Below are 25519 nucleotides of genomic sequence, written 5' to 3'. Positions count from 1 at the left end.
CTCTTCTCAAGCCTAAGATGATTGCCCGAAGCAACCGTCATCCTGTGGGAGACCCGACATACCTGTGTTCACCCGGCCACACGGTCGGCCGGGGATCCCGGCGCTGACGGCGGCGGACGCTCGGGCAGCCATGCCACCGCCGCCCGCCGCAGTCCCCGGGGTCCCGCCGCAGGCCCCGGAGTCCGGCCGTCGCCCGGTAAGGCAAAATGGTGGGGTGCCCCAGTCTGATTTTTCCTTCCGCGTCGGCAGCCGCCTGTCCGACACCGCCAGCCCCTCCCCCGCCCAAGTGGAGGACAACGGGGGAGGATTCCAGGGCCGCACCGGAACCATCACCACCCCGCACGGGGAGATACAGACCCCGGCCTTCATCGCCGTCGGCACCAAAGCCACGGTCAAGGCGGTGCTCCCCGAGTCGATGAAGGAGCTCGGCGCCCAGGCGCTGCTGGCCAACGCGTACCACCTGTACCTGCAGCCCGGGGCGGCGGTGCTCGATGCGGCCGGCGGCTTGGGCAAGTTCATGAACTGGGACGGCCCCACCTTCACCGACTCCGGCGGCTTCCAGGTGATGAGCCTGGGCTCCGGCTTCAAGAAAGTCATCAGCATGGACGCGGCCGCGGCCGGCAGCGGCTCCGACGACCGGGTGGCACCCGGCAAGGAACGCCTGGCCCACGTGGACGACGACGGCGTCTGGTTCAAGTCGCATCTCAACGGCGACAGGCACCGCTTCACGCCGGAGATCTCCATGCAGGTGCAGCACCAGCTCGGGGCCGACATCATGTTCGCTTTCGACGAGCTGACCACGCTGATGAACTCGCGCGGCTACCAGGAGGAATCGCTGGAACGCACGCGGCGGTGGGCCGAGCGGTGCGTGACCGAGCACGAGCGGCTCACCGAGGAGCGCTCCCACCGGCCGTACCAGGCACTCTTCGGGGTGATTCAGGGCGCCCAGTACGAAGACCTGCGCCGCAAGGCCTGCCGCGACCTCGGAGCGATGAACTTCGACGGCTTCGGCATCGGCGGCGCGTTGGAGAAGGAGAACCTGGGCACGATCGTGCGCTGGTGCACCGAGGAGCTGCCCGAGGACAAGCCCCGCCATCTGCTGGGCATCTCCGAACCCGACGACATCTTCACCGCGATCGAGAACGGCGCCGACACCTTCGACTGTGTCTCCCCCACCCGGGTGGCGCGCAACTCCGCGTTCTACACGCCCGACGGCCGCAAGAACCTGTCCAACCGCCGGTTCAAAATGGACTTCACCCCCTTGGTGGACGGCTGCGACTGCTACACCTGCGCAAACTACACCCGCGCCTACATCCACCACCTGTACAAGGCAAACGAGATGGTCAGCCACACACTGATCTCCATCCACAATGAGCGCTTCACCGTGAAACTGGTCGACGATGCGCGGCTGGCCATCGACGACGGTTCCTTCTTTGACTTCAAGGCCGAGGTGCTGGGCCGCTACTACGCCTGATCTGCCCGGGCACGGTCCGGAACCGGGGTTCGGCGGGCCGGAGGCGGGGCAGTTCAGGGCACGCGGAAGGCCGCCGTCGTTTCCGTGAGAACGACGGCGGCCTTCCGTGTCTTGGTGCGGGTCTGGCTCAGGCAGCCAGCGCCACGTCGGACAGCTCCGTGGTCGGAGCCAGAATCCTCAGCCAGCAATCGGACTGCCCGGGGTCGGCATGTGCGGGCAGCGCTCCGGCCTCCGCGCATCCTTGCAGTTCTGCCAGGACTGCCCCGTCCACGGAGCCATTCTGCAGGTCAATGGTTATCTGAAGTCCCGCGGCCAGCGAGTTGGCCCGCCTGGCCAAAGAGTAAACGGCCAAGACGTTCCGCTCGTCGACCCGCCCGCGTACGTCAATGTGCGCGGCTGAACACTCCAAGTCGACGCGGACCGTGACCTTGAGTTTGCCACTCATCGCGCCGCTGCCTTCAGCGCGGTGGAATTTCGGGCCGTTGCCTTCGGCGCGGTGGAGGTCCGGGCCACACCGGAGGACACCCGGCGCCGGCGGCGACCCGCTCCGGCCTTGCTCTCCAAGGCCCATGACTTATGGAAGCGGCTGCGCTGTTCCTGCGGTACCAGCCGGAGGAACACAGGATGGTTAAAGACCTGCTGCCGGGCTTCCTGGCAGAAGGGCAGCACGCGCAGGCGGCGACGGTGTGCTTCAACCAGTGCACGGCGCACCAATTCGTCAGCCAGGCCAAGCCCGCGGTGCAAACGGTCTTCGTCAATCTGGAGGAGCCACATCTCACCGTCTTGGATCTTGTACTGCAACGACGCCGCTACTTCCCCGTCGACATAGGCGTCGAAGCGTGATGCGTCGTAGTTGTTGCGTATTACCTGCATGCCTCTCCTCACTTAGCCTCTCCAACCGGAGGTGCGGGCGTGACCCGACCGGACCCCTGGCTGGGAACCTCGGACCCGGCGGTGCCGGACCGAACGGTAATCATGCTTACGATGTAAGCAAAGCATGCTTATTATCAATCTGCAAAATGGCGCAGCTAAATTGCCTCGCTACGGACGCAAATGAAGGCACGACGGCGGAGGGGCCGCGGCGCGATGCCGAAGGCACCGTGGCACGACGTCGGACATTGCCGCGGCACGTGGGCGAAAGCGATGAAGCACGGCAGCGGAAGCGCCGCGGCGCGAAGGCGCGGATGGTATCCGTGATCAGGAAAGCTGGCTGTCCAGACGCTCGAGCAGCCAATCCAGCGAGGCTTCGAATTCCTGCTTGGCGCGGTCCTGGGACAGCAGGCCCTGCAGTTTCTGCAGCAGCGGATAGTCGGTCAGGTCGGTTTGGCCGGGCGGGGGTGGCGTGCCCTCCTCGACCGGCCCTATGTCTGCACCGAGTGCAGCGACCTCCAGCAGCAAGTGGCCGATGAGGAAACTGCTGAAGGCCCTGTAAGCCTCCACCGCCTGTTCGTTGCTGAACCCCGAGCCGGTCATGGCCTTGAGGAACGATTCCACCCACTTCAGGCTGCGCAAGGGCGGCTGCACCCAGGGGGCCTCAGTGGGGCGCGTGGCAATCAGCGGGAACACCTGCGGATGCTGGACGGCAAGCCGGCGCAGTCCGTGGGCCAGCCGCAGCAGGTAGTCCTGCCACCCGTGGCGGGGTTCCACATACACTTCCGGGTCGCTGTATAGCTCATCGACAACTATCTCCACGATGCCGTCAAGCAGATGCTCCCGGGACGGCACATAACGGTAGAGCGACATGGCCTCGACATCCAGCTCCGCACCGAGGCGCCGCATGCTCAATTGGCGGACTCCGTGCTGCTCGATGAACGCTGCGCCTGCCTCCAGGATCCGCTGTCGATCCAATCGCTGCCTGTCGGGACCGCCGTGCCCCGCATCAGCCGCCGAAGATGTTTCGGGTTCGACCATTGACCGCTCCCTCCTGCATTCGCGCACCAGCCTACGCGCCGGTCCTCGCCCTGTCCTCCCGGCCGCCGTCCGTGCAGGCTCACCGCGCCGGTAATTCGGTACCGGAAGTACGTGATTTTCCGCGGTAACCCGCGGTTTTGCCGCCGTTGGCCGAAGTATGAAAAGTTTTGGACAGGAGACGCCGGAAAATCGTCGTCGGGGCTCGATTCCCAAGGGCTTACATTGTAAGCTGGGGCTTCCGGGGCCCCGGACTCCGCATCACCGATGCTGACATGCCCTGCGGGCGGGATTCGTCCCTCGGCAAGATAGGAAGTAGAGCAATGGATGAGCACTTGAAACAGGTCTGGACCGCCTCGGCAGCGGTGGAAACGCTGCAGGGCGAAATGGATCAGGCGGAGACGATCCTGGACTCCGCCATCGACGAAGCGCTCAAGGCCGGGGCCGCCCCTGAGGAGATCAGCGGAGCAGCGAACTTGTCTCCGACGGAGCTCAGCGAACGCGTCCCGGCTCTCGCCGCCGAGGATCAGCCTGCGGAAGAAGAAGGCGCCGCACTGTAGGACGGTTCGCGCTTCTTCACCCGCCCGATGACGGCGGTCGTGACGGGAACGAAGAGGAATTCCACCGCCGTCTTGTAGATGAAGCCGACGGCCACGTAGTTAATGAACGTGGGAACATCGCCAATCCCGATGACCGAGGCCGCGATGGAACAGAAAATAAGCGTGTCCGCGAACTCGCCCACACCGGTCGAACCCATCAGGCGTGCCCACAACCGACGTTCACCCCAGCGCTCCTTCATGCGCACCAGCACCCAGGAATTCAGCGTCTGGCCTACGAGAAAGCCCAAGAGGCTGGCCAGCACGATCAGCGGCACTGGGCCGAGCGCACCCTCAAGGGCCTCTTGTTTCATCTGCCCGAACTCGTCGTCAAAGCCCGGCAGTGCGATGATTACCCAGTAGCACAGCGAGGCGAAGACCGACAGCGCGAAGGTGGTAAGGATGGCTTTCCGCGCCACCTTGAAGCCGTAGACCTCGCTGATCACGTCGCCCAGAATGTACGCCAGCGGGAACAGGAAAAATCCGCCGTCGGTGATGATCGGGCCCAGGGCCACGCCCTTGGAGGCGCCGATGTTGGACAGGATCAGCACGACGGCCATGATGGCAAGCATGATGCCAAAGTAGGGGCTGCCGATCGAGGCAAAGCGGGCAGGCGTGTGGGATTGCAGTTGTGTCATCTTGGTGTTCACCCTCGTAGTAGTGGTTCGCGCAACGTTTCGCACCGCCCGGTGACCTGAAGAAACGTCCGCTGTATTAGCACTAGGGGTCCGTCTGCCACCCGGACCGCCTACCATTCTCCCATGCGCGCGGGGCGCCGCGCTCCCGCGCCTGAGATGCCCGGCTGCCCCAGAACCGCCGCCGACCTATTCTGGCTGTATGACACAGGAGCCCGAACCCGACGTCTTCGAGGACAACAACCCGCGCCACCGGGTGACGTTCGGGTTCGGGGCCTTCGTGGTCGGATTCCTCGTGGCCGTCTCCGTGTTCGCGCTGGGCGCCCTGCTGCTCACCCTGGCCGGCGGCCCGCTCAGCTGGCACCAATTCGCCTCGGCCGCGCTCCTGGCGTTGGTCGTCGGGTTGTACGCCGGCGGCGTTGGACTGGTCATCGGTGCGCCCATCGCCTTTGTGCTGGGCATGTTGCTCCGGCCGGTGGCCAACCAGTGGCTGCACGTGCTGGCGTTCTTCGCGGTCATGACGGCGGCTTCGTTCCTGATCCTGGTCTCGCTCTCCAGCGGCGACCCCCTCGGCACGCTGGAACTGGCGGCGCTGATCGGGCTGGCCGCGGCAATCGGCCGGTTCAGCGTATGGCGCATGGTGGACATCCGCTGAGCACGTCCGCCCGGCGGTGGGCGCCGCCGACGTCATTAGGATCCGGAGGGTGTGTCAGTGGAAAATAGCCGCATGTCTGTTTCCATCACCGAAACCAACCGGCCCGCCATCACGCTGACCATCGCCGGCTCCGAAGCCACCGGAGGCGCGGGAGCCCAGGCCGACCTGAAGACCTTCCAGGCTTTGGGCACCTACGGCATCACCGCCCTGACCTGCATCGTGTCCTTCAATCCCAAGGACAACTGGAACCACCGCTTCGTCCCGGTGGACGCCGGCGTCATCGCCGATCAGCTGGAGGCGATCCAAACCTGCTATGAGGGTTCGCTGAAGACGGTCAAGCTGGGCATGCTCGGCTCGCCCGCAACCATCGACACGGTCGCGGCGGCGCTGCAGAACCAGGAATGGGACAACATCGTGCTGGACCCGGTACTGATCTGCAAGGGGCAGGAACCCGGTCACGCGCTGGACACGGACCAGGCACTCAAGGCCCAGGTGTTGCCGCTGGCCACCTTCGTCACCCCGAACCACTTCGAGGCCGAGTCCCTCTCCGGGATCACGATCAACGACGTCGAGGACCTGAAACGGGCCGCCAAGATCATCCACGAGGCCTCCGGCGCCGCGGTGCTGGCCAAGGGCGGCGTACGCCTGGCCGGCCCGGACGCGGTGGACGTCTACTACGACGGCGAAACCCTGGAAGTGCTCTCCGCGCCGAAGGTCGGCGAAGTGGCCGTCTCGGGCGCCGGCTGCTCCCTGGCCGCCGCGGTGACCGCCGAACTGGCCAAGGGCGCCACCCCGCTGCAGGCGGCCAAGACCGCCAAGCACTTCGTCACCGAGGGCATCAAGGCGCGGGTTTCCTCCCACGCCCCGTTCGACGCACTCTGGCAGGGCGGCGCCGCGCTGTCCTGACCGGCCGCCCGCGGCGGCCCTCACCCGCCCTCTTTAAACGACGACGGCGGCGCCCTCCCCCGGGAAGCTCGCAAGCCCCCGGTGGGTGGGCACCGCCGTCGTCAGCGGTTTAACGGAATCAGACCGTCTGCACGGCGATTTCCGCGTCCAGCCGGGGCAGCCGCGGGAACCAGGGGTTCTCGCCCGGGGTGCCGACGTTGACCACCATGAACGTGCGGTGGGAGGTTCCGGCGTTGAAGTCCTCGTCGATGCCGGCGGCGTCGAAGGCGCCCATCGGGCCGGCGTGCAGGCCCACGGCGCGGACGGCCATGATGAAGTAACCGGCCTGCAGCCACGCATTGTTCTTGGCGACCTCGGCGCGCATTTCGGCGTTGTCGTCGAACATTGCCTTGCGCTCGGGAGCGTGCGGGAAGAAGGTCTCGAAGTGCTCGTGCCAGTCGGCGTCGTAGCTGAGCACGGCGACCATCGGAGCCGTCAGCGTCTTGGCGCGGTTGCCTTCCGCCATGCGTGCGCCCAGCTTTTCGCGGGCCTCGGCGGAGCGGACCCAGGTGATGCGCAGCGGCTGGTTGTTCATCATGGTCGGGCCCATCTTGGCCAGCTCATAGATGGCCGCGAGCTGCTCGTCCGAGACCGGCTCGGTGGAGAAGGTGTTCGCGGTGCGGGCTTCCAGGAACAACTGGTTCGCGGCCTCGCGGTCCACGGACAGTTCGTTTTCCAGGCTGACGTCTACGGTTTCGACGCTCATGTGACTCCTTAGTTGCGGGATGGGTCTACAGGGTTGAACACCGCCCCTCCACGCCGGAATTTCCTGCGGGACTGTGAGGTTCCTTACGTCACCGGTTCCTGCCCCAGGCCGTTGCGCCGCGGGTGAAACGGTTGGGGACGGCGGGGGCCCGCCTGCCGAGCGCGACGGGGGAAACGGCCGGCGGCGGGAGCTGCCTGCCGAGCGCGGGTCCCCGTTCCGTGCGAGCCCTGGGCCATAGGCAAGGCAACGGCCCGCCACTAGGGTGGAGCGAAAACAGGAAGGCGGCATCCGTTGGTTAAGACCATGCAGGCCATGACCTACTCCCGTTACGGCGGGCCGGAGGTGCTGGAGCAGTCGGAGGTTCGGCGGCCGAAGGTGGCACCGGGGTCGGTGCTCATCCGGGTCAAGGCGGCCAGCGTGAACCCGGTGGACTGGAAGGTGATGTCCGGCGGACTGGACTCGATGCTGGACGTCCATTTCCCGGTGATTCCCGGCTGGGACGTGGCCGGAGTCGTCGAGGAGTTGGGACCGGACACCCCCGAATACGCCCCCGGCGACGAAGTCTATGCCTACGGCCGCCGTGACACCGTGAGCGGCGGAACGTACGCGGAGTTCGTGGCGCTGCCGGTGTCCATGGTGGCGCGCAAGCCGGAATCGCTGGGCTGGGAGCAGGCCGCGGGACTGCCGCTCACCGGCATGGTGGCACAGCGGACCCTGGACGCCTTGGCCCCGTCAACCGGCGAGACGCTCCTGATCCACAACGGCTCCGGAGGAGTCGGTCGAATCGCCATCCAGCTCGCCGTCGAGCGCGGCCTCCGGGTCATCGCCACCGCTTCCAAGCAACACCACCAACGGCTGCGGGAGTTCGGCGCGGAGCCGGTGGAATACGGCGACGGGCTGGTGCACCGCGTCCGCGGGCTCGCTCCGCAGGGTGCGGACGCCGTGGCGGACTTCGCGGGACGGGTCCTGGAGGACACCTTGGCCGTGCTGCGCAACGGCGGGCGGCACGCCTCGATCGCCGATCCGGCCGCAGCCAAGCACGGCGGCCACTACATCTGGGTACGCCCGGACGCTGAAGAACTCGCGCGGCTGAGCGCACTGGCCGACGCCGGCAAACTCACCGTGGACATCGACCGCACGTTTGGCATGGACCAGGCCGCAGAGGCGGTGCGCTACAGCCAGGAAGGCCACGCCGCCGGCAAGATCGTGCTGACGCCCTTCCCGGGACACGTCGGATAGGGCAAGGCCGGACCCCGGATAAGGCACGACCGGAAAGCGGCAGGTGGGACAGGATGGCGGAGCAGTTTGCGACGGTCGACGATTACATCGCGTCGTTCCCCGAGGACGTCAGGATCATCCTGCAGGAGATCCGGCAAACGATCCACAGCGCCGTCCCGGGTGCTGACGAGAAGATCAGCTACGCCATGCCGACCATCATGTTCGAGGGACACTACCTGGTCTACTTCGCCGGCTGGAAACACCACGTCTCGCTCTACCCCGTGCCGGAAGCCGATGCGGCGCTGCAGCACGACATGGAACCGTACCTGGCGGCCAAGGGAACCCTGAAGTTCCCGCTGCGGAGGCCCGTTCCGTACGACCTGATCACCCGGGTCGTCAAGGCTCTGGCCCGCCAGCGCGGCCACGACGCAACCGACGCCTAACACCTCGGACGGCCCGGATTCCTCACGACGACGGGCCCGCCCCTCACCGCTAAGCTGCGGGGCCGGCCCGTTACGACGACGGGCCCGCCCCTCAGCGGTTAAGCTGCGGGCGGGCCCGGTGGCGCAGTCGGCGCTGGTCAGTCCTTCCGGGACGCCCGTCCCTTCGGCGCCAGCTCGGCCAGCAGCTCCTTGAGCCGCGCGTCGGTCAGGTACGTCATGCCGGTGAGCACGTCGGTGATCCGGCGCCGGTCCTCCGGCCTGAACCGCGTGCTGTCCAGCATGTCCGAGACCCACAGCCCGTCCATCGCCAGCCGGACGATGATCCCGATGATGCCGACGGGCTCGCGCGGGTCAAGGTCCTGCCGGTCCAGCCGCTGGTTAAGGTAGACCAGCGACTCGGCCAGGTTCGGCTGCCGGATCGCCGTCGACAGCAACGCCGTCTGGTTGCGGTCGTTGTTGGCCTGGGCGTCGGAAAACGCCGCGATGTAGGCGCGCTCCTCGGCGCCCAGCGGCTCCGGATCGGCGTCGGCCCGCTCGCCCAGCTCGTGCACCAATTCCATGATGATCGCTTCGACGTCACGCTCGACCTCGTCGATCGGCGCCCCAGGTTCGAACATGTTGCCCTCCCGTAGTTCCCCGGCGGGTTTGCCGCCTTGGCCAGTCTATCCACGGTGGCGCGGTGCTGCCGCCCCTCGGCATTGTGCGCCGAGCCCGCCCGGCTCCGCCGATATCGTAGTCAACTATTACGACGCCGGCGCCCGTCTTACGTGCCGAACGTCACCCTTCTCCGGCCGCGGATAGTCTGTACGGGCAACTAATCGAACCCGCCGGAAAGGAGCAGCGTGGCCACGACCAGCGCCACCCGGCCGCGGGCAGACGCGGCATGGATCGTCGTCGTCCTGGCCGGCGTCACGGCCGCGATGCACATCTGGAAGCTGCCGTCGGCCATTCCCGTGATCCGGGACGAGCTCGGCATGTCCCTGGTGGAGGCCGGGGTGCTGCTGGGAGTGGTGCAGGTGGCCGGCATGATCGGCGGCCTGGCGGTTTCCCTGCTGGCGGAACTGATCGGCGCACGCCGCTGCCTGCTCGCCGGCCTCTGGCTGCTCATCATCGGATCGGTCATCGGGGGCTTCGCCGACTCGGCCGCCGTGCTGATGGCCTGCCGCGCACTCGAAGGAGCGGGCTTCCTGCTGACCACGGTGGTGGCGCCAGGGCTGATCCGGGCGAACACGCCCGGGGTCCGCGTCAATCTGGCGGTTGGCTTCTGGAGCGCGTACCAAGGCTTCGCGACCTTCGCCGGTCTGGTGGCCAGCGCGCTCATCCTGCAGGCCACCAGCTGGCACACGTGGTGGTGGATCATGGCCGCCCTGACGCTCATCCCGATCCCGCTGGTGCTGAAGTTCGTGCCGCAGGACCCGCGGCGCGACGGTTCCGGCCTGCCCGCCGCCACCCGACGCATCGGCCGCACGGTCCGGTCGCCCAAGCCGTGGATCGCCGGCGTGGTGTTCGCCTGCTACACCGTCCAGTGGATGGCCGTGGTCGGCTTCCTGCCCACCATCTACGAGCAGAACGGTGTCACCGGGATCTGGCCGGGCATCCTGTCCGCGGTGGTGGGCGGGCTCAACGCGTTGGGTGCCATCGGCGCCGCTCCCCTGTTGCAGCGCGGCGTCCCTCCGCGGCTGCTGATCATCCCCACCTTCATCCTGATGGGCACGACGACGGTGCTCACCTTCGGCATTGACTGGATCGTCGCGCCGGGCGGCATGGCCATCCAGTTCGCCTGCGTGGCGCTGTTTTCCATGGTGGGCTCGGTGATCCCGTCCACGCTCACCCGCATGGCCGTGGACCTGGCGCCGGCGGACGGGTCCCCGCCGGCCGCCATGGGGTTGATGCAGCAGATCTTCAACGTCGGCAACTTCACCGGCCCGGCCATGATCGCCTGGCTGGCCACGGTTACCGGCGGCTGGCAGTCCACCTGGTGGATGACCTGCGCGTTCGCGGCCCTTGGCATTGGCCTGAGCGTGTACTTGAGCGAGAAACGCCTGGGGCTCAGCTTCGCCCACCGGTAGGGGCTGCGCGTGCGGCCGGGCCGGGGCCGGGTGGGGCCGGCGCGGGCTCGGCGGGGTCCGGCGTGAACCTCCCCTCCCGCGTGAACCTCCCTTCCGGCGTGTTCGCTCCCATGTATCGGAGTAACTTCCCGTCTTTGGCGACCGCTAAAGCGCGCTGACTAGGCGAAACGCCAGGAGCCGCCGCCGAGACGTGGGAGCGAAAAGCACAGCCCCCGGCCACTCCCCGCGCAGCTCGGCCGCACCGCCGTCGGACTCTTGCCCTCGCCCCGACCGAGGAGGAAGCTGGAATCACGGCAAGCGGCCACCCTCTTTTCCTAGGAGTGATCAGTCATGACCGATGCGGCCCAGTCCCCGGACCAGCCCCTGACCAACCGCCAGGGCCACAAGGTCTACGACAACCAGAACACGCGAACGATCGGCGCCCGCGGCCCGGCGACCCTGGAGAACTACCAGTTCCTGGAGAAGATGAGCCACTTCGACCGCGAGCGCGTGCCCGAGCGCGTGGTGCATGCGCGCGGCACCACGGCCTTCGGCTACTTCGAGGCCTACGGCAAGTGGGGGGACGAGCCGATCACCAGGTTCACCCGCGCCAAGCTGTTCCAGGAAGCGGGCAAGCGCACCGATCTCGCCATCCGCTTCTCCACCGTGGCCGGCGGCCGTGATTCCTCCGAGGTGGCCCGCGACCCGCGCGGATTTGCCGTGAAGTTCTATACCGAGGACGGCAACTGGGACATGGTGGGCAACAACCTGGGCGTGTTCTTCATCCGCGACGCGCTCAAGTTCCCCGACTTCATCCACTCCCAGAAGCCGGACCCGGTGAACTTCGAGGCGTCGGTGCCGAACCGGGCGATGGACTTCTTCAGCCAGTCCCCCGAATCCATGCACATGGTCATGCTGGTCTTCAGCCCCCGCGGCATCCCTGCGGACTACCGGCACATGCAAGGCTTCGGCGTGAACACGTACAAGTGGGTTAACGCCGCCGGCGAGACGGTGCTGGTGAAGTACCACTGGATGCCCAAGCAGGGCGTGAAGTCGCTGACCGCTGAGGACGCCGCGAACGTGCAGGCGCAGACCCTCGGCTCACACACCAAGGACCTCTACGACGCCATCGAAGCCGGCAACTACCCCGAGTGGGAGCTCGTGGTGCAGATGATGTCCGACGACGAGCATCCCGAACTCGACTTCGACCCGTTGGACGATACCAAGGTCTGGCCCGAGGAACAGTTCCCTCCCCAGCCGGTCGGCCGGATGGTGCTGGACCGCACCGCCAAGAACTTCTTCGCCGAGAGCGAGCAGATTGCGTTCGGCACCGGCGTGCTGGTGGACGGCTTGGACTTCTCCGACGACAAGATGCTGGTGGGCCGCACGTTCTCCTACAGCGACACCCAGCGGCACCGGGTAGGCCCGAACTACCTGCAGCTGCCGGTCAACAGCCCGAAGGTGCCGGTGGCCACCAACCAGCGGGACGGCCAGCTGGCGCACTTTGTGGACACGGCGCCGGGCCAGAACCCGCACGTGAACTACGAGCCGACCATCACCGGCGGGCTGCAGGAGGCGGAGAAGGATTCCGGCTACCACCACGCCATTGGGCCGGAGGTCAGCGGCCGGCTGACCCGGGAACGGATCGAGCGGACCAACGACTACCTGCAGGCCGGCCAGCGGTTCTATCTGCAAGAGGGCTGGGAGCGTGAGGACCTGATCACTAACCTGACCAACGCCTTGTCCCAGTGCGACAGGCCCGTTCAGGAGCGCATGCTCTGGCACCTCTACATGATCGCGGACGAGCTCGGCGAGGGTGTGGGCGGCGGCATCGGCATCTCGCTGGACGAGGTGAAGGATCTTGGGCCGTTGGCCAGCCAGAATCTCTCCGAAGCGGAGCAGCAGTGGATGGCCAACCTCGGGAAGAACGGGCCGCGGGACGTTTCCGGGCTGACCATGACGCACTGCGTGCCCAACGAGCGCGTCAAAGTGGAGCGCTAGCCTTCACCGCGCGACCTAGACGTTTAAGCGGGGGCTGACCTGCGGAGATCCCCGGACCGCAGCCGTATCCTGCCCGGATTCCGGCGGTCAGCCGCCGCACCGGCCCTCGCCAAGGCGTGGCATCCGCGGTAGCGTCTGTCCATGCGAGTCGCGGTGGTCGGAGCCAGCGGGAATGTCGGTACAGCAGTGCTGCGCCGGCTGCAGAAGGCGCGTGGCGAACGCGCGGACGACGTGGAGATCGTCGGCATTGCGCGGCGCCTGCCCGATGCCACGACGGAACCGTACGACGGCGTCACGTGGGTTTCCCTGGACATCGCCTCCCGTGATGCCCGGGAAAGCCTCACGCAGGCCTTCAAGGGATGCGACGCCGTCGTCCATCTCGCGTGGCTGCTGCAGCCGAACCACGATGAATGGCAGTTGCGCCGGGTGAACGTGGACGGCACCGCGAACGTGCTCGCCGCTGCCACCAACGCCGGCGTCGGGCAGGTGGTCTGCGCCTCGTCGGTCGGCGCGTACAGCCCGGGTCCGAAGCACTCCCGGGTCCGCGAGGATTGGCCGGCCAGAGGCATCGCCAGCTCGCACTACAGCCGGTTCAAGGGCCAGCAGGAAGCGCTGTTGGACCAGTTCGCCGACGACCACCCGGAAATCAAGGTGGCACGGCTGCGGCCCGGTTTGATATTCCAGGCCGAGGCCGGCAGCCAGATCGGCCGCTACTTTGTGGGCCGGTGGATCCCCAAGTTTTTCATCAACCGGCTGCGGCTGCCGCTGTTCCCGTTCCCCGAGGAGTTCATCTTCCAGGCGTTGCATGCCAATGACGTGGCGGACGCCTACTGGCGGGTGCTGGACCAGGGCGCGAGGGGCGCCTTTAACGTGGCGGCCGAGCCGGTGGTAACGCCCGGACTCGTCGCCTCCCTGTTCGGTGCCCGGCGCTGGCTGCCCGTTCCAGTGCCGCTGGTGCGGCAGTTGGTGGGCGTGGCGTGGTCCCTCCGGCTGCTGGCCAGTGACCCCGGCTGGGTGGACATGGCCCGCTACGCTCCGGTCATGGACACCAGCCGGGCCAGGGACGAACTCGGCTGGATACCGCAGGTGGATTCGTTGTCGGCGATCCGTGAAGTGCTGGCGGGGATGGCCGGGGCCGGAGGGGTCACGGAATCCCCTGCGATGCGCCCGCGCAGCCGCTGGACCCGTGCGAAGCCGGGGACCGGCGCGTAGTGTGGCCCCATGGGAAGCCGCGCGAAGAGCGCAGCTGCCCGGTCTGATCCCACAGGACGACCCGCTCGAGAAGGAGGACCTGATGAATCCGAACGAGGAGCGCCGCCCGGAACACCCGGACGACGCGCATGACGACACTTTGACTCCCGCCGACGCAGGCGGCATCGACAAGGAAGTCAACGAGGCCAGCATCCCGGTCCACGGGGACGAAAAACTCGCCGACGACCTGGTCAAGAAAGCCTACGGCGATAAGGATAAGGACGGCCGCGGGGACGCGCCCAACGCGCCGTTCCCCGGCTGACCTGGCACCGCCCGCCAACAGTCCACCCAGCACCGCCCATCAACCGTCTACAGACAGGAGCACGCTGTGAAAGGGAAACTTACATTCGGCGCCGGCATCGCCCTCGGATTCGTCCTGGGTTCGAAATCCGGAAGGTCCGCCTACGATTCTTTGAAGGCCAAGAGCCAGGAGTTCTGGCAGAATCCAGCGGTGCAGGAAAAAGTCCACGAAGCCACCGACATGGTGAAGGAAAAGGCACCGGGTGTGGCCGACCGTGTCACCGAAGCGGCCAAAAAGGCAGGATCCGCGGCGACCTCCAAGCTGCCCGGCAACCACGGTTCGGGTAAGGACGACGGCGGCACCACTGGCACCACCGGCCCGACGACCACCCTCGGCGACACCGTCTCGGATCCGGCGCACAGCGACGAACTCGGGCAGAGCTGGACGGGCGAGGGAGGCGCCATGCCGGGCGGACCCGCCACCAGTAACAGGGACGACCTGCGCCCGCCTGGAGTTTAACCTGCCCGGGATTTCCGCAGGCGGGGCCCACGCCGGGGTCCGCTTGCATCAACGGCAGAAGGAAGGACTGGCATGACCGAGAACGACACCGGCCAGGTCAAAGGTCCGCGGGACCAGCCGGCCACCGCGGCCGATCCGCCGGATGCTCAGGAGCAGCAGACGGCTGATTCCGCCCCCGAGCCCGAGGGCAAGGAAGGCATGAACATCGCGCCCGGGCCGGCCGAAGAGAAGGACCGGGAAAGCGCGGACGACCGCGGGCTAACCACCGACACGAGCCCGAGCGACTGATCCACCGCGGGCAAGGCAGCGGCCGTCGAGATAAACGGCCGCTGCCTTGCCCCGTTTCACCGCTGCTGCCGTGCCCCGTTGCACAGATAATTGCTACGCCTTGACCACCGGCAGGTCGCTCCATTCGGTGGTGTAGCGCGGCGAGGAAAATTCGCGTTTCATTGACCACGCCGCGGGGGCGGCCAGCCCGCCCTGGCCGAGGCCGATCGAGGCTTCGCCGAACTTGGTACGCACCGCGCCCAGCAGGTCGCCGATGTGCCGCTGTTCCACATCGCTGACGAACGGGTCGAAGGTCTGCTGGCCGGCCGCGGGCTCCAGCCCCGACAACAGGACTCCTGCCCGGACATAGTGGGCGCCCGGAATCAGGCAGCCGCGCATGGCAGCCACGGCAGCCTTGGTCAGCTGAATCGGGTCCTGCGTAGGCGTCGCCAAGTGGACGCTGGCTGCGGGAAACGATGCCTCGCCGCCGGCGAACCTGCTGGTCCCCGCCGTCACCGTCAGCACCGAGGCGCGCAGTCCCTCGGCCGCCATCCGGGCCGCCCCGCGTTGGGCATAGACAGCCATCACCTGGTCCATCTCCTCGAGAGTGGTCACCGGTGTGGAGAAACTGCGCGAGAACATGATCTGCTGCTTGTCGGCCCGCTCCTCCGTGTGCGGGATGCAGGGCGTCCCGTTCAGTTCCAGCACGGTTCGCTGCAGCACCACGGAGAACTTCTTGCGGATTGCCTGCGGGTCGGCGGCCTTGAGGTCTGCGATCGACTCGATCCCGAGGGCGTTCAGCCGTTTCCCCGTCCGTTCGCCCACGCCCCACAGCCCGGTTACCGGGACGCGCGACTGGATCCAGGCAACGTCGGAAGCAAGCATCGAGCCCAGCGAGCACACCCCGGACATCTGGGGATTCCGTTTGGCCACGTGGTTGGCGAACTTCGCCAGCGTCTTGGTCTCCGCCACACCGACGCTGACCGGCACGCCCACCTGACGAACCACTGCGGCACGGATCCGGCCGGCTGTCTCCAACAACTGGGGCTCGTCGCCGGGCAGGCCCAGGAACGACTCGTCGATCGAATAGACCTCCTGCCAGGCCCCGAACCGGCCGAGCACTTCCATCACCCGGGCGCTCAGGTCCCCGTACAGCTCGTAGTTGCTGGAACGCGCGACCAGCCCCCAGGCCTTGGCGCGCGGCGCCACCTGGAACCACGGCGTCCCGGTCTTCAGCCCCAGCTGTTTGGCTTCCTCGGAACGCGCCACCACGCAGCCGTCATTGTTGGAGAGCACGACGACGGGGCGTCCCTCGAGGGACGGATCGAAAACCCGCTCGCAGGAGACGTAGAAATTGTTGACGTCCACCAGCGCGATCCGTTCCCCGGGCACGGGAGCGCTAGACATGGTGCAGGCAACGGGTGGCGACGCCCCAGATGCTCAGGTCGGCGAGTTCGCCCACCTCGGTGGGGACGCCGCCGTCGTCCGTCTGCAACCGCACGCCGTCCGCGGTCAGATGCAGGCGCCGCACCACCAATTCTCCGTCCAGCACCGCGATCACTACCGAACCGTCGCGGGGCGTCAGCGAGCGGTCCACGATCAGCTCATCGCCGTCGCTGATCCCGGCCGCGGCCATCGAGTTTCCGGCCACCCGCATCACGAAGGTGCTGGTGCGGTCGCGGATCAGGTGCCGGTTCAGATCAATGCCGCCGTGGAAGTAGTCTCTGGCCGGTGACGGGAAACCGCGGGCCTCCTCGGGCGTGCCGCTGCCCATCTCCGGGCCGGCCGACGCATTAGACGGCTGCTCCATACCGAACATCCCGACCCCCGTCTTCGAACAAAGCTTCGAACACAACACTAGCACCGGCCCACCTCGGACCACACGTGAGTCAGCCGCACTCAAGTTTAGGAAACTTCTGGAATAATCCTGCCCTGAAGGCGTTAACATGAGTCGAAGGCACTCACGTTCCACAGGAGGATTATCCATGCCACTGTTCTTCGGACCAGCTTCCGGCAACGGTTCATTCGACGAGTTCCTGGCCCGCTACCTGCAGGGCCAGCGGGCGGCCCAATCCCGCACGGTCGACCTCACTCGGCTGCTCAGCCGCCGCACCCATGAGGTGCTCGCGCAGGCAGCCCGGTTCGCCGCAGGCCTCGGCCACATCGAGGTGGACGCCCTGCACATCCTGCACGTCATGGTCGGCCAGGAGCCGGCCGCCAGCCAGATCAAGCTGACCGGCGCGGACCCGCAGGCCATCGCGCGTTCCGCGGAGCAGGGCCTGCCGGAAAAGACCGGCCCGACCCGGGAAACGCCGACGCTCACGCCGTCGGCGCAGCGTGCCCTGCTGGACGCCCACCAGGTGGCCCGCGCGTTCGGCTCCACCTACATCGACCCCGAGCACCTGTTCGCGGCCTTCGTTCTGAACCAGGAAACCCCCGCCGGCCAGATCCTGGCCGGCGCGGGCGTCACCCCGCAGGCACTGCAGCAGGCGGCAGAGGAAGCCGCGGAGCAGCCCGACGGCCCCACCCCTGCAACCGGCCCGCGACAGAGCACCGGCACTCAGGCGGAAACGCCCATGCTGGACCAGTTCGGCACCGACCTGACCGCTCAGGCCCGGGAGGACCGGCTGGACCCGGTGATCGGTCGCGCGGACGAAATCGCCCAGACCATCGAAATCCTCGCGCGCCGGACCAAGAACAACCCGGTGCTGATCGGCGAGGCCGGTGTGGGCAAGACCGCCATCGCCGAGGGGCTGGCGCAGGCCATCGTGGCCGGCGACGTCCCGGAACAGCTGCGCGGCAAGCGGGTGGTGTCGCTGGATCTGCCGGGCATGCTGGCCGGCACCCGCTACCGCGGCGACTTCGAGGAACGCCTGACTAAGACCCTGGACGAGATCAGCGCCGCCAGCGGCGAGCTGATCGTGTTCATCGACGAACTGCATACCGTGATCGGCGCCGGCGGCGGCGGCGAGGGCGGCATGGACGCCGGCAACATCCTCAAGCCCCGGCTGGCCCGCGGCGAACTGCACCTGCTCGGCGCCACCACCCTGGGCGAGTACCGCAAGGTGGAGAAGGACCCTGCCCTGGAGCGGCGCTTCCAGCCCGTCATGGTCGGCGAGCCCTCGATCGAGGACGCCGTCCGCATCCTGTCCGGCCTCAAGGACCGCTACGAAGAGCACCACCAGGTGGCGTACACCGACGCAGCGATCCGCGCCGCCGTCGAGATGTCCTCCCGCTACCTCACCGACCGGTTCCTGCCGGACAAGGCGATCGACCTGATCGACCAGGCCGGCGCACGACTGAGCCTGCGACGCGGCCCGCGCGTTGACGTGGAGGCCTTGCGCGGCCGGCTGGCCGAGCTGGAGTCGGCCAAGAACGCCGCCGTCGCCGAGGAACGCTACGAGGACGCCTCGAAGCTGCGCGACGAGATCGAAGAGCTGAAGGTCCGGCTGGAAGCCGCCTCCGCCCACCAGCAGGCCCCCGAAGCCGCGGAAGGTCACGACGGCGGCGCCCCAGGCGTCGCGCCCTCCGATGTGGTGGGCGAGGCCGAGATCGCCGAGATCATTGCCCGCGCCACCGGCATACCGGCCGCCCGGCTGACCCAGGGCGACCGGCAGCGGCTGGCCCGCTTGGAGGAGGACCTGCACACCCGGGTAATTGGCCAGGACGATGCGGTGACCGCTATCGCCAAGTCCGTGCGGCGCAACCGCACCGGCATGGGGGACGAAGGCCGCCCCGTCGGCAGCTTCCTGTTTTTGGGCCCCACCGGCGTGGGCAAAACGGAGTTGGCCAAGGCGCTGGCTAAGTCGCTGTTCGGGGACGAGGACGCCATGGTCCGCTTCGACATGAGCGAATACGGCGAGCGCCACACCGTCTCGCGGCTGGTCGGTGCCCCTCCTGGCTACGTCGGCTACGGTGAGGCCGGCCAGCTGACCGAGCGCGTCCGCCGGCACCCGTACTCGGTGGTGCTGCTGGACGAGGTGGAGAAGGCCCACCCGGACGTGTTCAACCTCCTGCTGCAGGTCCTCGACGACGGACGCCTCACCGACGGGCAGGGCCGCACCGTGGACTTCCGCAACACGGTGGTGATCATGACCTCCAACCTCGGCTCGGAGTTCCTGGCCAGCAAGGGCGGAGCGCTGGGCTTCACCGCCAACAACGGGGTGGACGGCTTCGGAAGCGAGCAGGATCTGCGCGCCCGGGTGATGGGCCGGCTGCGCGAGACCATGCGGCCGGAGTTCCTGAACCGGATCGACGAGATTGTGCTGTTTCGCAAGCTGGAGCAGGAGCAACTGCGTTCCATCGTGCGGCTGCAGTTGCGCAAGACCGAAGCCCGGCTGGCGGCACAGGGCATCGCGCTGGAGGTGGGCGAGGACGCCGTGGCCTGGATCGCCGAGGCCGGCTACGAGCCCGAATACGGCGCCCGGCCCCTGCGCCGCGTGATCCAGCGCGAGCTGGATGACCGGATAGCGGACCTGCTGGTGGCCGAGGCCGTTGCCGAAGGCGGGCGGATCCGCGTGGCCGCCGGCGAGGACGGGCTGCGGGTGGCGGCGGACAACATGGCCGCGGCGGCCTAGCGCAGCGACCGCATGCCGGGCGCGGTGGCCGCATATCGGCGCACCGACCGCACCACGAGCGCGGCAACCGCGCCACCGGAGCGATGGCGGGGCACTCTACAGGACGGGGTGTCCCGCCGCTCCGGCTCAGGCCAGCGACAGCGCGTAGGACAAGACGAACCCGGCCGCCGTGCTCAGGGCGACCGCCGGGCCACCGTGTTCGTAGGCCTCGGGCATGAGGGTGTCGGCCAACGAGGCAATCACCGCCCCGGCCGCGAAGGCCAGCGGCAGGGAGATGGATTCCGGATCGGCCCCGGACAACGGGCCCGCGCCAATCATGACGGCGATGACCAGCAGGGCTCCGCAGGCGCTCCAGAGCCCGATGACCGCGAGCGCCGACTTGCCCTGGCTGCGCATGGAGGCGGCTCCCACCAGCGCCTCGGGCAGGTTGGAGACGAAGATCGCAGCGAGCAGGGCCAACCCGCCGGTTCCCTCACCCAGGGCGACACCCAGCGCAAGGTTCTCGGGCACGCCGTCGAGCGTTACCGCTGCCAGCAGAGCGAGTCCGGCGGTGCCCCGCACGGTCTCAGCCGTCGGGGCATGCTCCGTGGCGGCCGCATTGGTATCCAGCTTGGCGCTGCCCTGATACTCGGCTGCCGGCGTGGAACGGGACGATGGCTGCGCCCAGCGGTCCAGCAGCGCGCTCAGGGTCGTGAACACCGCAGCACCAGCGCCCAGGCCGATCACCGCCCGCCAAATGCCGCCGCGCTCGTAGGAGTCTTCAAACAGTTCAAATGCCAGCGCCGTAATCAGCGCACCGGCCGCGAAGGACAGAAGGATCGCCAGAAGACGCTTGGGAAGCTCGAACTTCACACCGATGAACGCGCCCAGCACCAAGGCGCTGGAAGCCACGACGCCGAATAGCACCGGCATTCCCATCCCGCCAGTATAGGAAAACGGAAGCAGCGGCGGAATAAAGGCGGGGCCTCACCGGCCCTCCGGCCTCCAATCCGCGTTCCACCGTTTCAGCCACCACGGCCTCGCCCGCGACCCCGTGGCTCAGGGCGAGGGTGCTTCGGCCCGTTCCGTTGGCTCTTCGCCAGTCCCGGATCGGCCCTGCAGCGACGCCGCCAGCCCGCCGATAATGAGGTCGAGGCCGAACTCGAACTCGTGGCTGAAGTCGTATCCGGGCTGCAGCACATGCTCCACGGCAAGCTCCCGCAGGTGCGGATAGTCCTGGACGGTGAACATCTCCACCATCGGCCCGCCGACCTCCGCCAAGCTGTCCGGCCCATCGAAAGGCAACGACGCCTCCTGGAGAGCCGTCCCGTAGACGTAGGCATCGAGCACCGCATAGGCGTGTGCGGCCAGCGGCAGCGAGAACCCGGCAGCCCGAAGGGTGCCCAGGATCGCATCGTGGTGGCGCAGGTTTGCCGGCCCCGGCGTGGTGCGCGATTCCATTAAGGCTATGGCCCACGGGTGGCGGCGCAGCACGTCGCGGGCCGAGGCGGCACGCCGCTTCAACTCCGCCGCCCACTCCCGGCCCGGCACCGGCAGCTCTATCTCTTCGAAGACGGCGTCGACGATGCCGTCCAGGATCTCGTCCTTGTTCCGGACGTGGTGGTAGAGCGACATCGGCTTGGCGTCCAAGGCCCGGGCCAAGGAACGAATGGTCAGGCTCGCCAGCCCGCCGCCGTCGGCGATGTCCATCGCGGCGCGGAGCACCCTTTCCCTGCTGAGTGGTTCACGTTGCGCGGGGGCGCTGCCCGGTTTCTTGATCATTGTTCCCGCGACTATAGCATTCTCGTACTTTGTACGGTAGCTTCGTACTTTGTACGAAGTACTTGGGCTCCACGTCATCCACATCCTCGAGAAGGAAGTCCCATGGAACCAACAGAATCCTCCCCTTCGGCCGCGAGCACGGAGTCGCTTCAGGGCAGCGCCTCCCCCGGCCCGGCAAAACCCACCATGCGCGCAATAGTGCAGGCCCGGTACGGAATCACCGATGCTTTGCACCCCGCCAATATCGCGGTACCGGAGGTCGGCGAAAGCCAAGTCCTCATCAAGGTCCGCGCCGCAGGCCTGGACCGCGGGACATGGCACATGGCCACCGGCCTGCCGTATCCGGTCCGCATTGTCTCCGGGTGGAAGTCACCCAAGAATCCGGTCCCCGGGCTTGACGTCGCGGGAACGGTAGCGGCGGTAGGCAGTGCCGTCACGAAATTTTCAATCGGGGACGAAGTCTTCGGTTTCGGCAAGGGCTCCTTCGCGGAATTTGCGGTGGCAGCGGAGTCATTGCTGGCCCCCAAGCCGGCAGAACTGACCTTTGAGCAGGCAGCGGCCCTTCCGGTCTCCGGTGTGACGGCGCTGCAGGCGCTGCGGGACATCGGCCGCGTCCAAGCCGGGCACCGCGTACTCATCACCGGGGCCTCCGGCGGCGTCGGCACCTACGCCGTGCAGATAGCCACGGCCCTGGGCGCGACGGTCACCGGCGTGTGCAGTGCCGCCAAGGCGGAGCTGGTGCGGAGCCTCGGCGCCGAGACCGTCATCGACTACGCCCGCGAAGACTTTGCGGCAGCAGGACACCTGTTTGACGTGATCGTGGACATAGCCGGGAACCCGTCCCTGTCGCGCGTGCGCCGGGCCCTTGCCCCAGACGGCACGGCGGTCATTGTCGGCGGCGAGCACGGCGACCGCTGGACGGGCGGCCTGTACAGGCCGCTGGGCGGAATGTTCCTGTCCCTCTTCAACCGGCAGCGTGTTGTCATGTTCATGGCTCGCCAGGCGGCCTCGGACCTGGAACGGCTGAGTGAGCTGATCGCCTCGGGGCAGCTGAAACCAGTGCTCGACCACACCTATCCGCTGGAGCAGATGCCGGAAGCACTCCGCCGCCTGGAGGCCGGCGAGGTGCGGGGCAAGGTGGTCATCAAGGTCTAGGGGAGCCGACACACAACGCCAAATAGTGGTGCTCGGCACGGCCGGGTAACAGACTGGGAGCGTCACCAGTTCCGGCAGCCCCGCGAAGGAGCCACGGCCATGCTCAAGACTCATCTGCGTCTCAAACCTGTCCTCGAAATCCTGGCGGCGGCAGCCGCAACCGGCACCCGGCCGGACGCCAGGGAGGTCATCAGCGAGGCATTGCGGCACGTTCCGCCGACCGCGCACGAGAAGGAGTTGCTCAGCGGCGGCGTGCCCCGCGGATTCAAAAACCTGACGACGGCGACCGCCCGGCTGGTGAAAGCCGGCTGGATGTCCAAGGGCCGCGGCGGGTGGGCCATCACCGAGGACGGGCTGCGGGCCGTCACCGCCTTTCCCGATGCGGCCGAACTGGCCGCGGCCCTCGCGGCGGGAACCCCGCTGCCGGAACCGTCGCCGCCGGCAGCGGAGCCCGTTGTGCCCGCCGACCAACCTGCGGGAGTCGCCGTGGGTGGCGACTTCGGCGTGTTGCTCGGCGCCGACCACGATTGGGACCCGGCCGACGGGGCAGTGCAGATGCGCTTCGACGCCACCGACGGCCTGTGGAAGCTGGACGCCGAGCTGCCCGCCGGGCGGTATGCCTTCAAGTTCGCGCTGAACGGCTCGTGGGAGGAAAACTACGGGGCGTATGGCGTGCTTGACGGCGCCAACCACGAGTTCCAGCACGACGGCGGCGCGCTCACCATCGCGTACGACCACGCCATCCACGACCTGGCCGCGACGTCCCGACTGGTCCGCGCCTGACCGTTCGGGGCTTGGCGCGTCATGCGCGCCGCCCGTCCAGCCTGCCGCGCGCCGCCCGCCAAGCCCGCCGGCGCCCTGCGCGCCGTCGTCGTTCAGGCGCTGGCCAGGGGCTCCACCTCCGGTACCGAACCGGCCGCCACGGCGTCGAGGATCTCTTCGGCTTCCTGCAGGTCGATGCCCCTGGACAGCGCAATCTCCGTGACGAGCGGCTTCTTGGCGTACTGCAGCATGTCCTTCTCGGCGTGGGACATGCTGCCGTTCGCGTGAAGCCGCCGGGAAAGGTCGCGGACCAATCCGGCGATCACGAAGATGTCGCCGGTGCGGAGCCGTTCCTGGTTGTCCTTGAAGCGCCGGGACCACTGCGGATCCTCCTCCCGCGAGGCGGCGCGCAGCACGTCGAACAGTGCCTCCAGCTGTCCCTCGTCGAAGACCGGCCGCAGGCCGACTTGCTCGGCACGCTCCAGCGGGACACCGACCGTCAGGTTCGAGTTCTTGACCTCCAACATGACGTAGCGGCATTCCGCGTCCTGCCGCAGGGGCCGGGTCCTGATGCCGCGGACAACGGCCGGACCGTGGTGTGGGTGAACAAGGGTTTGACCTTCAGCAAACAGCATTCAAGAGTCCTCTGATTCGCACGAGCGCCACACTCGACATCAGTGGACGGAGCGCCCCGGGGGCCCTCGCGCCAGACGGTCGTCCCACGCATCGTAACTGCGGTCCGCAAACCGGAGCTTCGATAATGTGAGCACGCGGATCGGCTCAGATCCATGCGGATGGACCCGCCCCTGCCCCGCGAGCTTGGCTGCCTCAATTATCTCACGCGTGCGGCCGATGTTCCCGGGAATGCCGGCCGGTGGAGCCCCTCTCGGCCCCGCACCGGCGCCGCAGAAGGGCCGCCGCGGCCCCGCTCAACGGGATGACACTGCCCCTTGACTCCCCGGCACAGCGACTGCCACCATGGCAGTCTCACATGGCGCAAAGTTGCGCATCATGCGCAACTCCTCAAGTCCGGCTGGCGCCAGAACCTCGAAGGAGGAAGCCCCTATGTCGGAGATTCTCGATTCTGGCTCCGCCCAGTTCAACGGCACCGATTCGTCCCGCGTCAACCCCAACCCGGCCGTCACCCTTTACACCCGGCTGCGCAAGTCCCCGTACTTCTGGAAGTCGCGGGAGCACGGCGTCGCGGCCTACAGCGTGTACAACCACACGTACCATCCGCGCCACTACGGCGACCCGGTCAGCGAGTACTGGTCGCTGCTGAACGACGTCACCCTGTGGGACGTCGGCGTGGAGCGGCAGCTGCAGATCAGCGGCCCGCAGGCCTTCGACTTCACCAACATGCTCACCCCGCGGGACCTGACCAAGTGCGAGGTCGGCCAGTGCAAGTACGCCTTCATCACCGCCGCCGACGGGGGCATCATCAACGACCCCATCTTGCTGCGCGTGGAAGAGAACAAGTTCTGGCTCTCGCTGGCGGACAGCGACGTGCACCTGTGGGCCATGGGCCTGGCGCACGCCGGCGGCTGGGACGTCACCGTGGAAGAGGTGGACGTGGCGCCCGTCCAGGTCCAAGGCCCGAAGGCCAAGGGGCTCATGTCCGACCTGTTCGGCCCGCAGATCCTGGACATGCCGTACTACTACATGCAGCACCACACCCTGAACGGCATGGACGTGGTGGTCAGCCGGACCGGCTACACAGGCGAGGTCGGCTACGAGATCTACCTCTACAACGCCACCGAAAACGCCGGGCGCCTCTGGGACACCGTCTGGGAAGCAGGCCAGGCGCACGACCTGCGGGTCATCGGTCCCTGCCACATCCGCCGGATCGAGGCGGGCATGCTGGCCTACGGGTGCGACATCACCCTCGGCACCAACCCCTTGGAGGTCGGCTACGACTACAACTGGATGGTCGATCTGGACCAGGAAGCGGACTTCGTGGGCAAGGAAGCGCTCGGCCGCATCCGGGAGAAGGGCATCGACCGGCTGATGGTCGGCGTCGAGATCGGCGGCGAGCCGCTGGGCAGCTACAACGACGGCTCCATGATCGAGCCGTTCCCGGTCTCGGTCGGCGACGGCCCCCCCATCGGGGAGGTCACCAGCGCCTGCCACTCCCCGCGGCTGCAACGGAACATCGGCCTGGCCATGGTGCCCATCGACCTCAGCGGCGAAGGCACCGCGCTGTCCATCCACACGCCCGAGGGAGTCCGCGAAGGACAGGTCGTCCGAAAGCCCTTCGTCGACCCGGCCAAGTCCACGCCCAAGGACTGACCGGTCAAAACCACAACGACGGCGGAGCCCACCTCGCGTAGGCGGGCCCCGCCGTCGTTCGGGGCTAC

General features: G+C 67.6%; 27 protein-coding genes. 16 read left to right on the top strand and 11 right to left on the bottom strand.

The genetic code is table 11. From position 1 onward, the window contains the following. Positions 1-130 precede the first annotated feature (130 nt). Positions 131-1474 (top strand): tRNA guanosine(34) transglycosylase Tgt, encoded by a 1344-nt coding sequence (tgt, locus tag AC5RVZ_RS25895; RefSeq protein WP_494068489.1) that lies wholly within the window; start codon positions 131-133, stop codon positions 1472-1474. Positions 1475-1601: 127 nt separating this feature from the next. Here the strand turns inward: tgt and AC5RVZ_RS25890 are convergent, their stop codons facing one another. From AC5RVZ_RS25890 to AC5RVZ_RS25880, 3 genes are all read right to left on the bottom strand, one after another. Beyond that, positions 1602-1919 (bottom strand): hypothetical protein, encoded by a 318-nt coding sequence (locus AC5RVZ_RS25890; protein WP_494068488.1) that lies wholly within the window; start codon positions 1917-1919, stop codon positions 1602-1604. Further along, complete coding sequence (locus AC5RVZ_RS25885; protein ID WP_494068487.1) at positions 1916-2347, bottom strand: GNAT family N-acetyltransferase; 432 nt, start codon at positions 2345-2347, stop codon at positions 1916-1918. The genes AC5RVZ_RS25890 and AC5RVZ_RS25885 overlap by 4 nt, the downstream gene beginning before the upstream one ends. 324 nt (positions 2348-2671) lie before the next feature. Beyond that, positions 2672-3385: a TetR/AcrR family transcriptional regulator gene (locus AC5RVZ_RS25880; RefSeq protein WP_494068486.1), complete on the bottom strand. Its 714-nt coding sequence runs from the start codon at positions 3383-3385 to the stop codon at positions 2672-2674. 320 nt (positions 3386-3705) lie between these two features. Here AC5RVZ_RS25880 and AC5RVZ_RS25875 point away from each other — a divergent pair, with 320 nt between their 5' ends. Beyond that, the gene (locus AC5RVZ_RS25875) at positions 3706-3942 is read left to right on the top strand and encodes a hypothetical protein (protein ID WP_494068485.1); all 237 of its coding nucleotides are present in this window, start codon (positions 3706-3708) and stop codon (positions 3940-3942) included. Here AC5RVZ_RS25875 and AC5RVZ_RS25870 read toward each other — a convergent pair. Continuing rightward, positions 3909-4616, bottom strand: a complete 708-nt coding sequence (locus AC5RVZ_RS25870) for a queuosine precursor transporter (protein ID WP_494068602.1) — start codon at positions 4614-4616, stop codon at positions 3909-3911. The two genes, AC5RVZ_RS25875 and AC5RVZ_RS25870, sit on opposite strands and share 34 nt — an antisense overlap. A gap of 199 nt (positions 4617-4815) precedes the next feature. Between AC5RVZ_RS25870 and AC5RVZ_RS25865 the strand changes: the two genes are divergently transcribed. Together AC5RVZ_RS25865 and thiD are read left to right on the top strand one after the other, a co-directional pair. After that, on the top strand, positions 4816-5268 hold the full coding sequence (locus tag AC5RVZ_RS25865) for a hypothetical protein (RefSeq protein WP_494068484.1): 453 nt from the start codon (positions 4816-4818) through the stop codon (positions 5266-5268). Between the two features lie 72 nt (positions 5269-5340). Further along, positions 5341-6174, top strand: coding sequence for a bifunctional hydroxymethylpyrimidine kinase/phosphomethylpyrimidine kinase (gene thiD / locus AC5RVZ_RS25860; protein ID WP_494068483.1), 834 nt, complete (start codon positions 5341-5343; stop codon positions 6172-6174). Between the two features lie 118 nt (positions 6175-6292). Here thiD and AC5RVZ_RS25855 read toward each other — a convergent pair whose 3' ends face one another. Further along, a complete protein-coding gene (locus tag AC5RVZ_RS25855) occupies positions 6293-6919 on the bottom strand; it encodes a malonic semialdehyde reductase (protein ID WP_493988748.1) in 627 nt (208 codons plus the stop codon). A 303-nt stretch (positions 6920-7222) separates the two neighbouring features. On the opposite strand from AC5RVZ_RS25855, the gene AC5RVZ_RS25850 reads away from it, so the two are divergent. Both AC5RVZ_RS25850 and AC5RVZ_RS25845 read left to right on the top strand, forming a co-directional pair. Beyond that, entirely contained in the window at positions 7223-8158 is a 936-nt protein-coding gene (locus tag AC5RVZ_RS25850; protein WP_494068601.1) for an NADP-dependent oxidoreductase, read from the top strand. Between the two features lie 53 nt (positions 8159-8211). Next, positions 8212-8580, top strand: coding sequence for an iron chaperone (locus AC5RVZ_RS25845; protein WP_494068482.1), 369 nt, complete (start codon positions 8212-8214; stop codon positions 8578-8580). Positions 8581-8717: 137 nt separating this feature from the next. Here the strand turns inward: AC5RVZ_RS25845 and AC5RVZ_RS25840 are convergent, their stop codons facing one another. Further along, the gene (locus AC5RVZ_RS25840) at positions 8718-9197 is read right to left on the bottom strand and encodes a TetR family transcriptional regulator (RefSeq protein WP_494068481.1); all 480 of its coding nucleotides are present in this window, start codon (positions 9195-9197) and stop codon (positions 8718-8720) included. Between the two features lie 225 nt (positions 9198-9422). On the opposite strand from AC5RVZ_RS25840, the gene AC5RVZ_RS25835 reads away from it, so the two are divergent. The 6 genes from AC5RVZ_RS25835 to AC5RVZ_RS25810 all read left to right on the top strand — a co-directional run bounded on the left by AC5RVZ_RS25835 (position 9423) and on the right by AC5RVZ_RS25810 (position 14928). Beyond that, positions 9423-10649 (top strand): MFS transporter, encoded by a 1227-nt coding sequence (locus tag AC5RVZ_RS25835; RefSeq protein ID WP_494068480.1) that lies wholly within the window; start codon positions 9423-9425, stop codon positions 10647-10649. A gap of 330 nt (positions 10650-10979) precedes the next feature. Beyond that, on the top strand, positions 10980-12629 hold the full coding sequence (locus tag AC5RVZ_RS25830) for a catalase (RefSeq protein ID WP_494068479.1): 1650 nt from the start codon (positions 10980-10982) through the stop codon (positions 12627-12629). 141 nt (positions 12630-12770) lie between these two features. Continuing rightward, complete coding sequence (locus AC5RVZ_RS25825; RefSeq protein WP_494068478.1) at positions 12771-13841, top strand: NAD-dependent epimerase/dehydratase family protein; 1071 nt, start codon at positions 12771-12773, stop codon at positions 13839-13841. Positions 13842-13923: 82 nt separating this feature from the next. Next, positions 13924-14142 carry a hypothetical protein gene (locus tag AC5RVZ_RS25820; protein ID WP_494068477.1) on the top strand — a complete coding sequence of 73 codons (219 nt, stop codon included), beginning with the start codon at positions 13924-13926 and terminating at the stop codon, positions 14140-14142. Positions 14143-14208: 66 nt separating this feature from the next. After that, positions 14209-14640, top strand: a complete 432-nt coding sequence (locus AC5RVZ_RS25815; protein WP_494068476.1) for a hypothetical protein — start codon at positions 14209-14211, stop codon at positions 14638-14640. Positions 14641-14712: 72 nt separating this feature from the next. Further along, on the top strand, positions 14713-14928 hold the full coding sequence (locus tag AC5RVZ_RS25810) for a hypothetical protein (protein ID WP_494068475.1): 216 nt from the start codon (positions 14713-14715) through the stop codon (positions 14926-14928). A gap of 93 nt (positions 14929-15021) precedes the next feature. Here AC5RVZ_RS25810 and AC5RVZ_RS25805 read toward each other — a convergent pair whose 3' ends face one another. After that, complete coding sequence (locus AC5RVZ_RS25805; protein WP_494068474.1) at positions 15022-16314, bottom strand: Y-family DNA polymerase; 1293 nt, start codon at positions 16312-16314, stop codon at positions 15022-15024. After that, positions 16307-16717, bottom strand: coding sequence for a LexA family protein (locus AC5RVZ_RS25800; protein WP_494068473.1), 411 nt, complete (start codon positions 16715-16717; stop codon positions 16307-16309). Before AC5RVZ_RS25800 ends, AC5RVZ_RS25805 begins: the two co-directional genes overlap by 8 nt. A gap of 175 nt (positions 16718-16892) precedes the next feature. Here AC5RVZ_RS25800 and AC5RVZ_RS25795 point away from each other — a divergent pair, with 175 nt between their 5' ends. Then, positions 16893-19484 (top strand): ATP-dependent Clp protease ATP-binding subunit, encoded by a 2592-nt coding sequence (locus AC5RVZ_RS25795; RefSeq protein ID WP_494068472.1) that lies wholly within the window; start codon positions 16893-16895, stop codon positions 19482-19484. A gap of 126 nt (positions 19485-19610) precedes the next feature. Here AC5RVZ_RS25795 and AC5RVZ_RS25790 read toward each other — a convergent pair whose 3' ends face one another. Both AC5RVZ_RS25790 and AC5RVZ_RS25785 read right to left on the bottom strand, forming a co-directional pair. Then, positions 19611-20402, bottom strand: coding sequence for a ZIP family metal transporter (locus tag AC5RVZ_RS25790; RefSeq protein WP_494068471.1), 792 nt, complete (start codon positions 20400-20402; stop codon positions 19611-19613). Between the two features lie 120 nt (positions 20403-20522). Then, on the bottom strand, positions 20523-21245 hold the full coding sequence (locus AC5RVZ_RS25785) for a TetR/AcrR family transcriptional regulator C-terminal domain-containing protein (protein WP_494068470.1): 723 nt from the start codon (positions 21243-21245) through the stop codon (positions 20523-20525). Positions 21246-21347: 102 nt separating this feature from the next. On the opposite strand from AC5RVZ_RS25785, the gene AC5RVZ_RS25780 reads away from it, so the two are divergent. Beyond that, positions 21348-22400, top strand: coding sequence for an NAD(P)-dependent alcohol dehydrogenase (locus AC5RVZ_RS25780; protein WP_494068469.1), 1053 nt, complete (start codon positions 21348-21350; stop codon positions 22398-22400). A gap of 99 nt (positions 22401-22499) precedes the next feature. Then, a complete protein-coding gene (locus tag AC5RVZ_RS25775) occupies positions 22500-23183 on the top strand; it encodes a pullulanase X25 domain-containing protein (protein WP_494068468.1) in 684 nt (227 codons plus the stop codon). A gap of 92 nt (positions 23184-23275) precedes the next feature. Here AC5RVZ_RS25775 and AC5RVZ_RS25770 read toward each other — a convergent pair whose 3' ends face one another. After that, positions 23276-23797, bottom strand: a complete 522-nt coding sequence (locus AC5RVZ_RS25770) for a CarD family transcriptional regulator (protein WP_494068467.1) — start codon at positions 23795-23797, stop codon at positions 23276-23278. Between the two features lie 430 nt (positions 23798-24227). Here AC5RVZ_RS25770 and AC5RVZ_RS25765 point away from each other — a divergent pair, with 430 nt between their 5' ends. Next, on the top strand, positions 24228-25451 hold the full coding sequence (locus AC5RVZ_RS25765; protein ID WP_494068466.1) for a glycine cleavage T C-terminal barrel domain-containing protein: 1224 nt from the start codon (positions 24228-24230) through the stop codon (positions 25449-25451). Positions 25452-25519: the final 68 nt, after the last annotated feature.

It is taken from the genome of Arthrobacter sp. Cza30, assembly GCF_059090765.1.
Note: the sequence above shows the minus strand (reverse complement) of the source record. Positions and strands in the feature narration are given on the sequence as shown.

Coding starts and splice junctions, on each gene's coding strand:
- tgt (WP_494068489.1), top strand. CDS start 131: ATGCCACCGCCGCCCGCCGCAGTCCCCGGGGTCCCGCCGCAGGCCCCG.
- AC5RVZ_RS25890 (WP_494068488.1), bottom strand. CDS start 1,919: ATGAGTGGCAAACTCAAGGTCACGGTCCGCGTCGACTTGGAGTGTTCA.
- AC5RVZ_RS25885 (WP_494068487.1), bottom strand. CDS start 2,347: ATGCAGGTAATACGCAACAACTACGACGCATCACGCTTCGACGCCTAT.
- AC5RVZ_RS25880 (WP_494068486.1), bottom strand. CDS start 3,385: ATGGTCGAACCCGAAACATCTTCGGCGGCTGATGCGGGGCACGGCGGT.
- AC5RVZ_RS25875 (WP_494068485.1), top strand. CDS start 3,706: ATGGATGAGCACTTGAAACAGGTCTGGACCGCCTCGGCAGCGGTGGAA.
- AC5RVZ_RS25870 (WP_494068602.1), bottom strand. CDS start 4,616: ATGACACAACTGCAATCCCACACGCCTGCCCGCTTTGCCTCGATCGGC.
- AC5RVZ_RS25865 (WP_494068484.1), top strand. CDS start 4,816: ATGACACAGGAGCCCGAACCCGACGTCTTCGAGGACAACAACCCGCGC.
- thiD (WP_494068483.1), top strand. CDS start 5,341: ATGTCTGTTTCCATCACCGAAACCAACCGGCCCGCCATCACGCTGACC.
- AC5RVZ_RS25855 (WP_493988748.1), bottom strand. CDS start 6,919: ATGAGCGTCGAAACCGTAGACGTCAGCCTGGAAAACGAACTGTCCGTG.
- AC5RVZ_RS25850 (WP_494068601.1), top strand. CDS start 7,223: ATGCAGGCCATGACCTACTCCCGTTACGGCGGGCCGGAGGTGCTGGAG.
- AC5RVZ_RS25845 (WP_494068482.1), top strand. CDS start 8,212: ATGGCGGAGCAGTTTGCGACGGTCGACGATTACATCGCGTCGTTCCCC.
- AC5RVZ_RS25840 (WP_494068481.1), bottom strand. CDS start 9,197: ATGTTCGAACCTGGGGCGCCGATCGACGAGGTCGAGCGTGACGTCGAA.
- AC5RVZ_RS25830 (WP_494068479.1), top strand. CDS start 10,980: ATGACCGATGCGGCCCAGTCCCCGGACCAGCCCCTGACCAACCGCCAG.
- AC5RVZ_RS25825 (WP_494068478.1), top strand. CDS start 12,771: ATGCGAGTCGCGGTGGTCGGAGCCAGCGGGAATGTCGGTACAGCAGTG.
- AC5RVZ_RS25820 (WP_494068477.1), top strand. CDS start 13,924: ATGAATCCGAACGAGGAGCGCCGCCCGGAACACCCGGACGACGCGCAT.
- AC5RVZ_RS25810 (WP_494068475.1), top strand. CDS start 14,713: ATGACCGAGAACGACACCGGCCAGGTCAAAGGTCCGCGGGACCAGCCG.
- AC5RVZ_RS25805 (WP_494068474.1), bottom strand. CDS start 16,314: ATGTCTAGCGCTCCCGTGCCCGGGGAACGGATCGCGCTGGTGGACGTC.
- AC5RVZ_RS25800 (WP_494068473.1), bottom strand. CDS start 16,717: ATGGAGCAGCCGTCTAATGCGTCGGCCGGCCCGGAGATGGGCAGCGGC.
- AC5RVZ_RS25795 (WP_494068472.1), top strand. CDS start 16,893: ATGCCACTGTTCTTCGGACCAGCTTCCGGCAACGGTTCATTCGACGAG.
- AC5RVZ_RS25790 (WP_494068471.1), bottom strand. CDS start 20,402: ATGGGAATGCCGGTGCTATTCGGCGTCGTGGCTTCCAGCGCCTTGGTG.
- AC5RVZ_RS25785 (WP_494068470.1), bottom strand. CDS start 21,245: ATGATCAAGAAACCGGGCAGCGCCCCCGCGCAACGTGAACCACTCAGC.
- AC5RVZ_RS25780 (WP_494068469.1), top strand. CDS start 21,348: ATGGAACCAACAGAATCCTCCCCTTCGGCCGCGAGCACGGAGTCGCTT.
- AC5RVZ_RS25775 (WP_494068468.1), top strand. CDS start 22,500: ATGCTCAAGACTCATCTGCGTCTCAAACCTGTCCTCGAAATCCTGGCG.
- AC5RVZ_RS25770 (WP_494068467.1), bottom strand. CDS start 23,797: ATGCTGTTTGCTGAAGGTCAAACCCTTGTTCACCCACACCACGGTCCG.
- AC5RVZ_RS25765 (WP_494068466.1), top strand. CDS start 24,228: ATGTCGGAGATTCTCGATTCTGGCTCCGCCCAGTTCAACGGCACCGAT.